This is a genomic window from Mesorhizobium sp. WSM4829 (genome assembly GCF_055811475.1).
This window is the reverse complement of record NZ_JBVVQJ010000044.1, coordinates 20,175-34,674: the sequence shown is the minus strand read 5'-3', so window position 1 is coordinate 34,674 and position 14,500 is coordinate 20,175. Positions and strand designations below refer to the sequence as shown.

Here is a 14,500-nt window from a genome sequence, read left to right as displayed (position 1 = left end):
CGTTAGGCCAATGATAGGGTCGGAGATAGTCCAGAGGCCGGGAAGGGAAGAACGGGCAATCCGATTGCGTGCTTCAAAATCACGCATGCCGATTAAAGAATGACGTTGCAATCCGGGCTCGAAACTTTACGACTAGGGGAAATACGAAAAGGAATGCGTCTGCATGGGCGACATTCCAGGGGAGCCACGACAGCATGCAGTATTTTGTCCAGCAGCTTATCAATGGGCTGACGCTGGGATCGATCTATGGACTGATCGCGATCGGCTACACGATGGTCTACGGCATCATCGGCATGATCAATTTCGCCCATGGCGACATCTTCATGGTCGGCGCCTTCGCCGCCCTCATCGTTTTCCTCATCCTCGGCGCGATGTTCTATTCGGTGCCGGTGGTGATCGCGCTGCTGGTCATGATGATCGTCGCGATGCTGTTGACCAGCCTGTACAACTGGACGATCGAAAAGGTAGCCTATCGGCCGTTGCGCGGGTCGTTCCGGCTGGCGCCGCTGATCACCGCGATCGGCATGTCGATCGCGCTGTCGAACTTCGTCCAGGTGACGCAGGGGCCGCGCAACAAGCCGATCCCGCCGATGGTGTCCAAGGTCTATAATATCGAGGGCGTCAGCGTGTCGCTGAAGCAAATCGTCATCGTCATCGTCACCGCGCTGCTGCTGGCGCTGTTCTGGTACCTGGTCAACAAGACCTCGCTGGGTCGAGCCCAAAGGGCTTGCGAGCAGGATCGCAAGATGGCGGCGTTGCTCGGCATCGACGTCGACCGCACCATCTCGATCACCTTCGTCATGGGTGCGGCCCTTGCCGCCGTCGCCGGCACGCTGTTCCTGATGTATTATGGCGTCATCGCCTTCTCCGACGGTTTCACGCCCGGCGTGAAGGCGTTCACCGCGGCCGTGCTCGGCGGCATCGGCTCGTTGCCCGGCGCCGTGCTCGGCGGGCTTATGATCGGCTTCATCGAAAGCATGTGGTCGGCGTATTTCTCGATCGACTACAAGGACGTCGCGGCCTTCTCCATCCTGGCGATCGTGCTGATCTTCCTGCCTTCCGGCATTCTCGGCCGGCCAGAAGTCGAAAAGGTCTGAGTTCATGGCGGTCACCACGTCTCCGGAGCGCGACATCGTCGCCACTCCCATGCAGCGCGCTACCCGCGAAGCGCTTTATGCCGGCGCCATCGCGCTCGGCCTGTTCGTGCTGTTCATCGGCCTGAGGACCGACCAGAACATCTCCAACGAGCTGATCCTTGTACAGCGCTGGTGGCTTCTTGCAGTCGTGGTCGTGCTGACCATGGCCGGCCGTTTTCTCTATGTCGCCTACGGACAGCCTTTCCTGGCAAATCAGAAGATCGTCGACGTCGCCACCGGCCTGCTGCCGCAGAGCATGGCGGCGCGGTTCTTCCGCTTGCCGTATTTCATCGCTGCCATCGTCATAGTGGCCGTGCTGGTTTTCCTTGCCGGCTCCCTTGACGGATTGCTGGGCCCCGGTCTGGCCGGTTATGCACGGTTCCTGAGAGCGCTGGCGACCATCTACGCCCTCGCCTCGGTGATGTTTTATTTCCGAACCTTCATCCATGCCCATTTCTCGGCATTGGGCATAACCGCACTGGCGCTCTACCCAATCATCGTTGTGCTGGTGCTTGCTGTGTATGGAGGATCGGTGGCCGCCGGGTTCCAGGGTTCTCTGAAATGGGTCGACAATTACGGCATTCAGATCCTGATCTATGTCATGCTGGCCTGGGGGCTGAACATTGTCGTTGGCCTCGCCGGCCTGCTCGACCTTGGTTATGTCGCCTTCTATGCCGTCGGCGCCTATGCCTATGCGCTGCTCGGCACGCAATACGGCCTGTCGTTCTGGATCCTGCTGCCTGCCGCCGGCGCCATGGCCGCCTTCTGGGGGGTGCTGCTCGGCTTTCCGGTGCTGCGCCTGCGCGGCGACTACCTGGCGATCGTGACGCTGGCCTTCGGCGAGATCATTCGTCTCGTGCTGATCAATTGGCGTGAGGTTACCAACGGCTCGGCCGGTATCTCCGGCATTCCCAAGGTCACGTTTTTCGGACTGATGTCGTTCAACGTCTCGGATCCGAACTATATCGCCAAGGTCTTGGACATCGCCACGTCGAGCGCCTATTACAAGATCTTCCTCTACTACCTGATTCTCGGCCTCTGCCTGCTCACCGCCTTCGTCACCATAAGGCTTAGGCGCATGCCCGTCGGCCGCGCCTGGGAAGCGCTGCGCGAGGACGAGATCGCCTGCCGCTCGCTCGGCATCAACACCACCACCACCAAGCTCACCGCCTTTGCCACCGGCGCCATGTTCGGCGGCTTCGCCGGCTCGTTCTTCGCCGCGCGGCAAGGTTTCGTCAGCCCCGAATCCTTCATCTTCCTGGAATCGGCCATCATCCTCGCCATCGTCGTGCTCGGCGGCATGGGTTCGCTGGTCGGCATCGCCGTCGCCGCCATGGTGATGATCGGTGGCACCGAGGTGCTGCGCGAACTCGATTTCCTGAAGCAGGTCTTCGGTCCCGACTTCACGCCGGAACTCTACCGCATGCTGCTGTTCGGCATGGCCATGGTCATCGTCATGCTGTGGAAGCCGCGCGGCTTCGTCGGCAGTCGTGAACCGACAGCCTTTCTCAAGGAGAGCAGGGCTGTATCCGGCTCCTTCACCAAGGAGGGCCACGGCTGATGAGCGATGCGAACCCATCCGTGAACGATGCCATCCTGCAGGTCGAACATCTGTCGATGAAGTTCGGCGGTCTGGTCGCCATCGGCGACCTGTCCTTCCAGGCCAGGCGCGGCGAGATCACCGCGCTGATCGGGCCGAACGGCGCCGGCAAGACAACCGTGTTCAACTGCATCACCGGCTTCTACAAGCCGTCTGAGGGCATGCTCACGCTCAACCGGCGCGACGGCTCGAGCTATCTGCTCGAACGGCTGCCGAACCATGAGATTCCGGCGCGAGCCAAGGTGGCGCGCACCTTCCAGAACATCCGCCTGTTTTCCGGCATGACGCTGCTGGAGAACCTGCTGGTGGCGCAGCACAACAAACTGATGAAGGCGTCCGGCTACACTGTCCTCGGCCTGTTTGGCTTCAGCGGCTACCGGACGGCGTCGGCCGAGTCGATCGATCTCGCCAAGCACTGGCTGGAAAAGGCCGACCTCGTCGATCGAGCCGACGATCCGGCCGGCGACTTGCCCTACGGCGCGCAGCGGCGCCTGGAGATCGCGCGGGCCATGTGCACGGGTCCGGAACTGCTCTGCCTCGACGAACCGGCGGCAGGGCTCAATCCGAAGGAATCAATGGCGCTCAACGCGCTCCTTATGGACATCAAGGACAACACCGGCACCTCGATCCTGCTGATCGAGCACGACATGGCGGTGGTCATGCAGATTTCCGACCATGTCGTGGTGCTCGAATACGGGCGCAAGATCTCGGACGGCAGTCCGCATGCGGTGCGCACCGACCCGCGTGTCATCGCCGCCTATCTTGGGGTCGAAGACGAGGACGTCGAGACGGTGCTGATCGAGGTCGGCGACGAAGACGTCATCGAGCAACTCGACACCGGCCCGGATTCGACGCACGGTCCGGGCTCGTCGTCCTCGTATTTCGCCGGACCGGTGACCGAAACGGTCGGACACAGTGAGGGCGAACGCGTCACGGTGTCGAAGGGCGCGTCGAAAGCCGGGCAGGTCGATGCAAGGTCGGGCGCGGCGGCAAGGCCCGCATCGCCGGCCGAAGCCAAACCGACGGAGAAACCTTCCGCGACAAAGCCGGCCGCCAAGGCTCCGGCAAAGCCAAAGACACCGGGCGACTCCAACCGGGGCGGAGGGGATGAATGATGGCCGGCACAACGCTGCTCGACATCAAGGGCGTCCAGACCTATTACGGCAACATCAGGGCGCTGAACGGCGTCGATGTCACCGTCAAGCAGGGCGAGATCGTGGCGCTGATCGGCGCCAATGGCGCCGGCAAGTCGACGCTGATGATGACCATTTTTGGTGCACCACGGGCGCGGGCGGGCACCATCACCTTCGCCGGCACCGACATCACCCAGTTGCCGACCCATGAGATCGCGCGCATGCGCATCGCCCAGTCGCCGGAGGGCCGGCGCATCTTCCCGCGCATGACGGTGATGGAAAACCTGCAGATGGGCGCCAGCCTCGACGACCTCAAGCACTACGACGAGGACGTCGAGAAGGTGTTCACGCTGTTTCCACGCCTGAAGGAACGCATTGCCCAGCGCGGCGGCACGCTGTCGGGCGGCGAGCAGCAGATGCTTTCGATCGGACGTGCGCTGATGGCGCGGCCGAAACTGCTCTTGCTCGACGAGCCGTCGCTGGGCCTGGCGCCGCTGATCGTCAAGCAGATCTTCGACGCCATCCGCGAGTTGAACCGCACGCAGGGGCTGACCGTGTTCCTGGTCGAGCAGAACGCCTTCGGCGCGCTGAAGCTCGCCACGCGCGGCTATGTCATGGTCAACGGCAACGTGACGATGAGCGGCACCGGCAAGGAGCTGCTCGCCGATCCGGACGTGCGCGCCGCCTATCTCGAAGGCGGCCATCACTGAGTTCAGGAGTCTTCATCATGCAGGGCATTCTCTACGAGGAACCCTCGGTCTGGCAGTTCTTCTTCGTCACCTGCCTGCTTGGCGGCTGGGCGGCATGGATGACGGGCAAGGCCTGCGCCCAGACATGGCGCAGTTTTCTCCAGCTGTTCGCCTATATGCTCGGCCTCGGCATCGCCGTAAGGTTCATCCATCACGCGCTGTTCGGCGGCACGATGTTTTCGCTGCACTACTACATCGTCGACACCATCGTCCTGATGATATTGGGCTTCATCGGCTATCAATACACGCGCACCAACCAGATGGTGACACAGTATAGCTGGCTCTACGAAAGAGCATCGCTTTTGAGTTGGAAACCAAAAGGTTGACGTTCATCATTAACGCCTTTTCGCGGATGAATCGGCGTGACAAGTGCCTGAAAATCGGCAAAGTACGCTTTCTGCGAGTAAAGGTGGGCATCGCATGAAAGCATCATCCACGCCCACCTGTAAATGGGAGCGTTTTACATGAGAAAATCACTTTTGTCCGCCGTCGCCCTGACCGCGCTCGTCGCGTTCAGCGGAAGCGCGTGGGCTGACGTCCTGATCGGCGTTGCCGGTCCGATCACCGGCCCGAATGCCGCCTTCGGCGCGCAGTTGCAGAAGGGCGCCGAACAGGCTGTCGCCGACATCAATGCGGCCGGCGGCATCAACGGCGAGCAGGTCAAGCTCACGGTCGGCGACGACGTCTCCGATCCGAAGCAGGGCATTTCGGTCGCCAACAAGTTCGTCGGCGACGGCGTCAAGTTCGTGGTCGGCCACTTCAACTCGGGCGTTTCGATCCCGGCATCGGAAGTCTACGCGGAGAACGGTATCCTCGAGATCACGCCGGCCGCGACCAACCCGCAGTTCACCGAGCGCGGCCTGTGGAACACGTTCCGTACCTGCGGACGCGACGACCAGCAGGGCAGCATCGCCGGCGCCTATCTCGCGGAGAACTTCAAGGATGCCAAGATCGCGGTCGTCCACGACAAGACGACCTATGGTCAGGGCCTTGCCGACGAGACCAAGAAGGCGATGAACGCTGCCGGCGTGACGGAAGTCATGTATGAAGGCGTCAATATCGGCGACAAGGACTTCTCGGCGTTGATCGCCAAGATGAAACAAGCCGGCGTTTCCATCATCTATTGGGGTGGTCTGCACACCGAAGCCGGACTGATCATCCGCCAGGTGGCTGACCAGGGCCTCGAAGCCACGCTGGTTTCCGGCGACGGCATCGTGTCGAACGAACTGGCCTCAATCGCCGGTGACGCGGTTGAGGGCACGCTGAACACGTTCGGCCCGGATCCGCGTCTGATCCCGGCGAACAAGGAACTGGTCGAGAAGTTCCGTGCGCAGGGCTTCGAGCCGGAGGCCTACACGCTTTATTCCTACGCCGCCATGCAGGCGATCGTGGGAGCAGCCACAGCCGCCAAGTCGAACGATCCGATGGAAGTTGCCAAGGCTCTCAAGGCCAATGGCCCGTTCAAGACCGTGCTGGGCGATCTTTCCTACGACGAGAAGGGCGATCCGACACTGCCTGGTTACGTCATGTACGAATGGAAGAAGGGCGACGACGGCAAATACACCTACGTCCAGAAGATGTAAGCCTGCCGACGACGACAATTTCGGAATGCCCGGCGCCTCGCGCCGGGCATTTTTATGTGTGCCGTTTTACCTTTCCTCGGGGCACCTTTGCGCATTCGAGGGAACGCGCGGCGCTCTACCCAATGAGCGGGATTTAAATCGGTTTAATGGCCGTCGCCCGATTTTGTTTGCGCTGCAGCATTTTCGCGTTAATCATGGCGCAGTTCCCCTTCCGTCAGCGTCCGGAGCCTTGTCCTTGGCAATCACGAAGATCCTTGTCGCCAACCGGTCCGAAATCGCCATCCGCGTCTTCCGCGCGGCCAACGAACTCGGCCTCAAAACCGTGGCGATCTGGGCCGAGGAGGACAAATACTCGCTGCACCGCTTCAAGGCGGATGAAAGCTATCAGGTCGGGCGCGGGCCGCATCTGAACAGGGATATGGGGCCGATCGAAAGCTATCTGTCGATAGAGGAAGTGATCCGCGTCGCCAGGCTTTCGGGCGCCGATGCCATCCATCCGGGCTATGGGCTGTTGTCGGAAAGCCCTGAATTCGCCGAAGCCTGCGCCAAGGCCGGCATTATTTTCATCGGACCCAAGCCGGATACGATGCGCAGGCTCGGCAACAAGGTCGCCGCACGCAACCTGGCGATCGAGGTCGGCGTGCCGGTAATCCCCGCCACCGATCCCTTGCCGGACGACATCGGGACGGTGAAGGCGCTCGCCAGGACGATCGGCTATCCGGTGATGCTGAAGGCGTCGTGGGGCGGCGGCGGCCGCGGCATGCGCGCCATCCGCTCGGAAGTCGATCTCGCCCGCGAGGTGACGGAGGGCAAGCGCGAAGCGAAAGCCGCTTTCGGCAAGGACGAGGTCTATCTCGAAAAGCTGATCGAGCGCGCCCGCCATGTCGAGGTCCAGGTGCTGGGCGACACACACGGCAATGCCGTGCACCTGTTCGAGCGCGATTGCTCGATCCAGCGCCGCAACCAGAAGGTGGTCGAGCGCGCGCCGGCGCCGTATCTCGAAATGTCGCAGCGCGAAGAGCTTTGCGGCTACGCGCTGAAGATCGCGCGCGAGACGAGCTATGTCGGCGCCGGCACGGTCGAGTTCCTGCAGGATGCCGACACCGGCAGATTCTACTTCATCGAAGTCAATCCGCGCATCCAGGTCGAGCACACCGTCACCGAGCAGGTGACCGGCATCGACATTGTCAAGGCGCAGATTCATATCCTCGATGGCTTTGCCATCGGCACGGGGGAATCGGGCGTGCCGGCGCAGAAGGATATCAGGCTCAACGGCCACGCGCTGCAGTGCCGCATCACCACGGAAGATCCCGAGCATAATTTCATCCCCGACTATGGCCGCATCACCGCCTATCGCGGCGCCACCGGTTTCGGCATCCGCCTCGATGGCGGCACCGCCTATTCCGGCGCGGTCATCACCCGCTTTTACGATCCGCTGCTGGAGAAGGTGACGGCCTGGGCGCCGACGCCGGCCGAGACCATCGCCCGCATGAACCGGGCGCTGCGCGAGTTCCGTATTCGCGGGGTGGCGACCAACCTCACCTTCCTCGAGGCGATCATCAATCACCCAAGTTTCGCCGAAAATTCCTATACGACCAAGTTCATCGATACGACACCGGAACTGTTCGCGAGCGTGAAGCGGCAGGATCGCGCGACCAAGCTGCTCAACTACCTGGCCGATGTCAGCGTCAACGGCCATCCTGAAACCCGTGGCCGGCCGCAGCCTAAGGCCGATGCGGCGGCACCCATGGTGCCCTACCTCAACGGCAACGTGCCCGATGGCAGCAAGCAGAAGCTCGACGCGCTTGGGCCGGAGAAATTCGCGGCCTGGATGCGCGCATGCAAAGAAGTGCTGGTCACCGACACGACGATGCGCGACGGACACCAATCCCTGCTGGCGACGCGCGTGCGCACCTATGACATCGCCGGCATTGCCGGCACCTATGCACGCGCGCTGCCGCAGCTTTTGTCGCTCGAATGCTGGGGCGGGGCGACCTTCGACGTCGCCATGCGCTTTCTCACCGAGGACCCGTGGGAGCGGCTGTCGCTGGTGCGCGAGGCAGCGCCCAATCTGTTGCTGCAGATGCTTTTGCGCGGCGCCAACGGCGTCGGCTACACCAATTATCCCGACAATGTCGTCCAGCATTTCGTCAAACAGGCAGCAAGCGGCGGCGTCGACCTGTTCCGCGTCTTCGACTGTTTGAACTGGGTCGACAACATGCGCGTCGCCATGGACGCGGTCGGCGCCGAAGGCAAGCTGATCGAAGCAGCGATCTGCTACACCGGCGACATACTCGACCCGGCCCGAGCCAAGTACGACCTCAAATACTACGTCGCGCTGGCCAGGGAGTTGCAGGCGGCCGGCGCCCATATCGTCGCGGTCAAGGACATGGCCGGGCTCTTGAAGCCGAATGCCGCCCGCGCACTGTTCAAGGCGCTGCGCGAGGCGACCGACCTGCCGATCCACTTTCACACGCACGACACGTCAGGCCTGTCGGCGGCGACGGTGCTGGCGGCGGTGGACAGCGGTGTCGACGCCATCGACGCGGCGATGGATGCCCTGTCCGGCAACACCTCGCAGCCTTGCCTGGGCTCGGTCGTCGAGGCGCTGAAGGGCACCGAGCGGGATCCGGGCCTCGACCCGCAATGGATCAGGAACATCTCGTTCTACTGGGAGGCGGTGCGCAACCAGTATGCTGCCTTCGAAAGCGACCTGAAGGGGCCGGCCTCGGAAGTCTACCTGCACGAAATGCCGGGTGGGCAGTTCACCAACCTCAAGGAGCAGGCGCGCTCGCTCGGGCTGGAGACGCGCTGGCACGAAGTGGCGCAGACCTATCACGACGTCAATCTGATGTTCGGTGACATCGTAAAGGTGACGCCGTCGTCCAAGGTCGTCGGCGACATGGCGCTGATGATGGTGAGCCAGGACCTGACGGTTGCCGATGTCGAAAATCCGGCCAGGGATATCGCCTTCCCCGACTCGGTCTTGTCGATGCTGCGCGGCGACCTCGGCCAGTCGCCGGGCGGCTGGCCGGAGGCACTGCAGAAGAAGGTGCTGAAAGGCGACAAACCGATCACCGTGCGGCCCGGTTCGCTGCTGAAAGCAGCCAATCTCAAGGCCAGCCGCAAGGAGATCGAAGACAAGCTCGAGCGCAAGCTCAGCGAATTCGAATTCGCCTCGTGGCTGATGTACCCGAAGGTCTTCTCCGACTTTACCGCAGCGCAGGAAACCTATGGGCCGGTGAGCGTGCTGCCGACGCCGACCTATTTCTACGGCATGAAGCCGGAGGACGAGATCTTTGTCGACATCGAGAAGGGCAAGACGCTGGTGGTGCGCTGCCTGGCCATCGGCGATGTCGACGAGAAGGGCATGGTCACCGTGTTCTTCGAGCTCAACGGCCAGCCGCGCCGGGTCAAAGTGCCGGATCGGGCGCACGGCGCTTCCGCCGCCAAGGCGCGGCGCAAGGCCGAGCCCGGCAACGAGGCGCATGTCGGCGCACCGATGCCGGGCGTCGTCTCGGCGCTCGCCGTTGCCGCCGGCCAAGCGGTCAAGGCCGGCGACGTGCTTTTGTCCATCGAGGCGATGAAGATGGAGACGGCATTGCATGCCGAGCGCGACGGCACGATAGCCGAAGTGCTGGTCAAGGCCGGCGATCAGATCGACGCCAAGGATCTGCTGATCGCCTTCGGATGAGACAGAAATGTTGCCCGGGCAGAGTAGTCTGTGTCTGGCGGCAGCCCTTCATGCCGCATCGATAACAGCTTGACCGGTCGGCTCCGGTCGGGCATCGAACCGCTGCAAATTCGCCGCGACGGTTCGTGAGTCGCGGCATGGAAAACGACGCGGAGAAAAAATGGCCGACGACATCACCGAGACCAGCCAGACTGTTGCCGCCGGCCAGCTGCGAGCCTTCATCGAGCGCATCGAGCGGCTCGAGGAAGAGAAGAAGACGATCGCCGACGACATCAAGGAAGTGTTCGCCGAGGCCAAGGGCACCGGCTTCGACACCAAGGCGATGCGGTCGATCATCCGGCTGCGCAAGAAGGATCAGGCTGAGCGGCAAGAGGAGGAAACCATCCTCGATCTCTACAAAGCCGCACTCGGCATGGTGTAAGGCTGGTAACAGCCCTGGGCGCCGGTTGCGCCCGCAACGGGTCGAACCATGAGCGAATTCGACTTTGGCGGCCGCCGCGCCTCTGAGTTCCGCCAACGCGGCTTCTGGATGCTGTTCGCGGAACGGCATCCGGAAGAAAGGCCTCTGATGGCGCGGCGGGGACCCTGGTTCTGGCAGCGCGGGCTGCCCGACTTCGCCTTGGTCCTTTCCATGTATGTCGCGCCGGCGCAGAACCATGTCGGCGTTTTCTTCGGCCGCAACGAGAAGTTCGGTGCCACGCAAGCCTGGTCGCGGTTGAAGCCGTTCCAGCCGGCGATCGAAAACAGGTTGAAGCTCAGGCCGGAACAGAGTTGCGAGGGCCTTGGCATCAATTCGCTGTGGCGCGTGAACTGTTTTGCCGAGGACAATTGGCCGGCCATGGCCGACTGGCTGGTGACGGAAGCATCGCGTTTCGAGCGCGCCGTTGCCGAGGTGCTGGGCGAGGGTGGCGAAGCCGGTTCGTGAATTCGCGTCGCAGTGGCTTGAGTTAGTTCGGCTTCGCCGTGTCGCGGCCAATCCGATCGAGATGCTGTTGCAGCGCCAGATGGTCGAGCGCATCCATCCGCAGATTGGTGAACAGCGAGATGCGGTTGTTGAGCATGCGATAGGCATCGGCAAAGGCAAGATGCAGTTCGGCTTCGGTGCCGTCTGCCTTGGCTGGGTCCGGTATCGACCAGAGCGCGGTCATCGGATGACCCGGCCAGATCGGACAGGGTTCATTCGCGGTGCTGTCGCAAAGCGTGAAGATGAAATTCATTTCCGGCGCGTCGGGCTCGGCAAACTCGTCCCAGCCTTTCGAACGGGCGAAGCTCGTATCGTAGCCGAGGCTTTCGAGCAGCTGCAGTGCGTAGGGATTGACCTCGCCCTTCGGTTGCGAACCGGCGGAAAACGCCTTGAACCTGCCGCCACCGATCCGGCTGAGAATGGCTTCCGCCATGATCGATCGCGCCGAATTGGCGTTGCAAAGAAACAGCACGTTGTAGACATTATCGCTCATCTCAAGACCTCCCTTGGCAGGCGACTGGATGATGGGGCGGCAGAGTCCGGCAAGGTGTCTTTGCCGAAACGCCGACAAGGGCGACGTAGAAAGGTTTCACGACCGTTTGATGACAATTTGTCAAATCATTCGCTTGCGTGGCGATGATCGATTTGCGTTGACAGGCTTGCTGCTTTGGAAATCTCTGCGGCTGTCGAATGAGGGAAAGCCGCATCGATGAGTGCGCCAGAGACTTTCGAAGGCGAAGACGGCAAGGCAGGCCGTGCGGCGGGTTTCTTCCGCTCGCGCTGGCAAGGCACGGCGCCGCTAGACCGGCTGTTCTGGCGCGATCTTGTCCTTGTCGGCACGGCGATCAACATCGCCGTGTCGGTGCTGGCGCTGATCCTGCTCGGGCTGAAGCTGCCGCTCGCTCTCGTTCTGGCGGTGCATTTCGCACCGGTGCCGTACAATTTCTTCCTGACTTTTGCGGTGTGGCGGACCGCCGAGAAAACCGGCGGCGTCAAGGCTTCGCTGATGACGCTGGGGGCTGTGCTGTGGCTGATCCTGGTGGTTGTGATCTGACGGACAGTGCTGCCGGCAAAGGCCGGCGGAAGCCGTTGTTTGACAACGTCTGGATTCCAGTCAGGCAGCCGGCTCGAATTTCAGCGCGACCCCGTTGATGCAATAGCGCAGGCCGGTCGGCGGCGGGCCGTCCTCGAAGACGTGGCCGAGATGGCTGCCGCAGCGGGCGCAGTGGCATTCGGTGCGAACCATGCCGTAGCTGCGGTCGACGGTCGTCTCGACCGAACCGGGCACCGGATCGTTGAAACTTGGCCAGCCGGTACCGCTCTCGAACTTCAGCTTGGATTCGAACAAGGGCTGGTCGCAGCCGGCGCAGGAAAATGTGCCGGCGCGCTTCTCGTGGAGCAGGGCGCAACTGCCCGGCCGCTCGGTGCCGTGGTTGCGCATCACCGCATATTGCTCCGGCGTCAGCCGGGCGCGCCATTCGGCATCGGTGCGGGTAACAGGGTAGGTGTGACCATCCATTTTTGCCTCTTAGCTCATGCTGCTATTGGGCTGCTTTCCCAAGTTCGCCTAAAATAGGCATTTGTTACGGCGTTTGCCCGTATTTCCAATCCTGCCGCGAAGAATTCCTCAGGCGATCGCTGCCAGATAGCGCGCAACAGATCTTGCAAATGCCGTCTTTGCATCGCCGATGACGTTCTGATTCCACCATGCGCCATAGATATGGTCGAACGCGAAAGGCTCCAGTGCCGACGCGATGCGGAGCACCTTCGGCGCATTGAGCGGGATGTAGTTCGGGTAGCTGTACATGAAGCTGACATGGCGGCGGGTTGGCGTCACCTGCAAGATGTCGCCGGCCAGGATGGCGTTGCCGCCGTCGCGCTTCCAGTGCAGCACCTGGCCACCGGCAAAGTGACCGCCGCAACGGATAAGTGTCAGCGACGGGTTCAGGGCGCGCGTCTCACCCTGCCAACTGACAACAGCCGAATGCGGCCGCATGATCCACTTGCGGTCATCGGCATGCAGATAGATTGGCACGCCGCCAAACGCCTCGCTCCACTCGACCATCGCCGAATAATAATGGCAGTGCGAAATGGCGATCGCGGCCAGGCCGCCTCGTCGGTTGATTTCGGCCACCGCCTCGTCGCTGACCATCGAGATGCAGTCCCACAGCACATTGCCGTGCGGCGTCTGTGCCAGCAGCGCCCGCTGACCGATGGCGAAGCGCGGCTCGATGCCGAAGGCGAGCACGCCGGCGTCGTCCTTCATCACGATCCGATGCCCGGCGGCGAGCTCTTGCGGCGTGATCCAGGCCTGGCCCTCCCAGCGCGCATATTGCCGCTCGTCCTCGCAGATCGGGCAATGGTCCGGCGGCGCGGCTGCCGCCGCGAACTGGACGCCACATTGCAGGCAGAGGAAACAGGTCGGCCGTCCTGTTTTGCGTGAATCCATTCAGTGCTTCCTTGAAAGCTGCTTCGTCGCGGCCTCGAGCCCGGCCAGCGTCAGCGGAAACATGCGGCCGCCGAAGATGTCGCGGATCATGGCGATCGAATGGGTAAAACCCCAGTGCTTTTCGCTTTCGGGGTTGAGCCATACCGCGTTCGGCCATTGCTGCAGCAGACGGCTGAGCCAGACGACGCCGGCCTCCGGATTCCAGTGCTCGACCGAGCCGCCGGGATGCGCGATCTCATAGGGGCTCATCGAGGCATCGCCGACGACGATCACCTTGTAGTCCGGACCGTATTTGTGGAGGAGATCGAAGGTCGGAATCACCTCCGAATGGCGGCGGCGATTGTCCTTCCACACACCTTCGTAGAGGCAGTTGTGGAAGTAAAAATATTCGAGCTGGCGGAATTCGGCGCGGGCGGCCGAAAACAGCTCCTCGACGCTTCTGATGTGATCGTCCATCGAGCCGCCGACATCGAAGAACATCAGCAGCTTCACGGCGTTGCGCCGCTCGGGCCGTGTCTGCACGTCGAGATAGCCGTGCTCGGCCGTGGCGTGGATGGTGCCGGGCAGGTCGAACTCCTCCTCGGCGCCTTCGCGCACCCAGCGGCGCAATCGCTTCAGCGCGATCTTGATGTTGCGGGTGCCGAGCTCGACGGCATCGTCGAAATTCCTGAATTCACGCTTGTCCCAGACTTTCACCGCACGGCGGTTGCGGCTCTCATGCTGGCCGAGGCGAACGCCCTCGGGATTGTAGCCATAGGCGCCGAAGGGTGAGGTGCCGCCGGTGCCGATCCATTTCGACCCGCCCTGATGGCGGCCCTTCTGCTCCTCCAGCCGCTTTTTCAGCGTTTCCATCAGCTTTTCGAAACCGCCCAGCGCCTCGACCAGCTTTTTCTCCTCATCGGTCAGGTGCTTTTCGGCAAGCCGCCGCAGCCATTCCTCCGGGATGTTTTCGACGTCGACCGGGTTTTCGCCAGCCAGCGCTTCGACACCCCTAAAGACGTGCGAAAAGACCTGGTCGAAACGATCGATGTGGCGCTCGTCCTTCACCAATGCCGAGCGGGCGAGATAGTAAAAACCCTCGACGTCATAGTCGACCAGCCCCGCCTCCAGCCCTTCCAGCAGCGACAGATATTCCCGGAGCGAGACCGGAACCCGCGCAGCCTTCAGTTCGAGGAAGAAAGGGATGAACAAT

The 14,500-nt window shown here is 62.2% G+C and carries 13 protein-coding genes and 1 pseudogene; 10 read left to right on the top strand and 4 right to left on the bottom strand.

Annotated features, from left to right (window positions below; all coding sequences use genetic code 11):
- The first annotated feature begins 194 nt into the window (after positions 1 to 194).
- From AC0L17_RS29435 to AC0L17_RS29395, 9 genes and pseudogenes are all read left to right on the top strand, one after another.
- On the top strand, positions 195 to 1,097 hold the full coding sequence (locus tag AC0L17_RS29435) for a branched-chain amino acid ABC transporter permease (protein WP_023800038.1): 903 nt from the start codon (positions 195 to 197) through the stop codon (positions 1,095 to 1,097).
- A gap of 106 nt (positions 1,098 to 1,203) precedes the next feature.
- A pseudogene (gene livM / locus AC0L17_RS29430) lies at positions 1,204 to 2,697 on the top strand (high-affinity branched-chain amino acid ABC transporter permease LivM); the annotation flags it as partial.
- A complete protein-coding gene (locus AC0L17_RS29425; RefSeq protein ID WP_473518348.1) occupies positions 2,697 to 3,851 on the top strand; it encodes an ABC transporter ATP-binding protein in 1,155 nt (384 codons plus the stop codon). The pseudogene livM and the gene AC0L17_RS29425, both read left to right, overlap by 1 nt.
- A complete protein-coding gene (locus tag AC0L17_RS29420) occupies positions 3,851 to 4,579 on the top strand; it encodes an ABC transporter ATP-binding protein (protein ID WP_027152864.1) in 729 nt (242 codons plus the stop codon). The genes AC0L17_RS29425 and AC0L17_RS29420 overlap by 1 nt, the downstream gene beginning before the upstream one ends.
- Before the next feature lie 17 nt (positions 4,580 to 4,596).
- Positions 4,597 to 4,944, top strand: coding sequence for a DUF6867 family protein (locus AC0L17_RS29415; protein ID WP_287327130.1), 348 nt, complete (start codon positions 4,597 to 4,599; stop codon positions 4,942 to 4,944).
- Between the two features lie 138 nt (positions 4,945 to 5,082).
- Complete coding sequence (locus AC0L17_RS29410; RefSeq protein ID WP_287327129.1) at positions 5,083 to 6,201, top strand: branched-chain amino acid ABC transporter substrate-binding protein; 1,119 nt, start codon at positions 5,083 to 5,085, stop codon at positions 6,199 to 6,201.
- Between the two features lie 235 nt (positions 6,202 to 6,436).
- Positions 6,437 to 9,895, top strand: a complete 3,459-nt coding sequence (pyc, locus tag AC0L17_RS29405) for a pyruvate carboxylase (RefSeq protein WP_473518347.1) — start codon at positions 6,437 to 6,439, stop codon at positions 9,893 to 9,895.
- Positions 9,896 to 10,055: 160 nt separating this feature from the next.
- Positions 10,056 to 10,316 carry a DUF2312 domain-containing protein gene (locus tag AC0L17_RS29400; RefSeq protein ID WP_023800031.1) on the top strand — a complete coding sequence of 87 codons (261 nt, stop codon included), beginning with the start codon at positions 10,056 to 10,058 and terminating at the stop codon, positions 10,314 to 10,316.
- Positions 10,317 to 10,364: 48 nt separating this feature from the next.
- Positions 10,365 to 10,820: a hypothetical protein gene (locus AC0L17_RS29395; RefSeq protein WP_473518346.1), complete on the top strand. Its 456-nt coding sequence runs from the start codon at positions 10,365 to 10,367 to the stop codon at positions 10,818 to 10,820.
- 22 nt (positions 10,821 to 10,842) lie between these two features.
- Here AC0L17_RS29395 and AC0L17_RS29390 read toward each other — a convergent pair whose 3' ends face one another.
- Positions 10,843 to 11,352: an arsenate reductase ArsC gene (locus AC0L17_RS29390; RefSeq protein WP_473518345.1), complete on the bottom strand. Its 510-nt coding sequence runs from the start codon at positions 11,350 to 11,352 to the stop codon at positions 10,843 to 10,845.
- A 216-nt stretch (positions 11,353 to 11,568) separates the two neighbouring features.
- Here AC0L17_RS29390 and AC0L17_RS29385 point away from each other — a divergent pair, with 216 nt between their 5' ends.
- On the top strand, positions 11,569 to 11,913 hold the full coding sequence (locus tag AC0L17_RS29385; protein ID WP_027152869.1) for a hypothetical protein: 345 nt from the start codon (positions 11,569 to 11,571) through the stop codon (positions 11,911 to 11,913).
- A gap of 60 nt (positions 11,914 to 11,973) precedes the next feature.
- On the opposite strand, the gene msrB is transcribed toward AC0L17_RS29385, so the two are convergent.
- The 3 genes from msrB to AC0L17_RS29370 form a co-directional block, all read right to left on the bottom strand.
- Positions 11,974 to 12,378 (bottom strand): peptide-methionine (R)-S-oxide reductase MsrB, encoded by a 405-nt coding sequence (gene msrB / locus AC0L17_RS29380; RefSeq protein ID WP_473513321.1) that lies wholly within the window; start codon positions 12,376 to 12,378, stop codon positions 11,974 to 11,976.
- 108 nt (positions 12,379 to 12,486) lie between these two features.
- Positions 12,487 to 13,308 (bottom strand): MBL fold metallo-hydrolase, encoded by an 822-nt coding sequence (locus AC0L17_RS29375; RefSeq protein WP_473518344.1) that lies wholly within the window; start codon positions 13,306 to 13,308, stop codon positions 12,487 to 12,489.
- Complete coding sequence (locus tag AC0L17_RS29370; protein ID WP_473518343.1) at positions 13,309 to 14,499, bottom strand: vWA domain-containing protein; 1,191 nt, start codon at positions 14,497 to 14,499, stop codon at positions 13,309 to 13,311.
- Position 14,500: the final 1 nt, after the last annotated feature.

Coding starts and splice junctions, on each gene's coding strand:
- AC0L17_RS29395 (WP_473518346.1), top strand. CDS start 10,365: ATGAGCGAATTCGACTTTGGCGGCCGCCGCGCCTCTGAGTTCCGCCAA.
- AC0L17_RS29375 (WP_473518344.1), bottom strand. CDS start 13,308: ATGGATTCACGCAAAACAGGACGGCCGACCTGTTTCCTCTGCCTGCAA.
- AC0L17_RS29435 (WP_023800038.1), top strand. CDS start 195: ATGCAGTATTTTGTCCAGCAGCTTATCAATGGGCTGACGCTGGGATCG.
- AC0L17_RS29385 (WP_027152869.1), top strand. CDS start 11,569: ATGAGTGCGCCAGAGACTTTCGAAGGCGAAGACGGCAAGGCAGGCCGT.
- AC0L17_RS29420 (WP_027152864.1), top strand. CDS start 3,851: ATGGCCGGCACAACGCTGCTCGACATCAAGGGCGTCCAGACCTATTAC.
- AC0L17_RS29390 (WP_473518345.1), bottom strand. CDS start 11,352: ATGAGCGATAATGTCTACAACGTGCTGTTTCTTTGCAACGCCAATTCG.
- AC0L17_RS29400 (WP_023800031.1), top strand. CDS start 10,056: ATGGCCGACGACATCACCGAGACCAGCCAGACTGTTGCCGCCGGCCAG.
- msrB (WP_473513321.1), bottom strand. CDS start 12,378: ATGGATGGTCACACCTACCCTGTTACCCGCACCGATGCCGAATGGCGC.
- AC0L17_RS29425 (WP_473518348.1), top strand. CDS start 2,697: ATGAGCGATGCGAACCCATCCGTGAACGATGCCATCCTGCAGGTCGAA.
- AC0L17_RS29410 (WP_287327129.1), top strand. CDS start 5,083: ATGAGAAAATCACTTTTGTCCGCCGTCGCCCTGACCGCGCTCGTCGCG.
- AC0L17_RS29415 (WP_287327130.1), top strand. CDS start 4,597: ATGCAGGGCATTCTCTACGAGGAACCCTCGGTCTGGCAGTTCTTCTTC.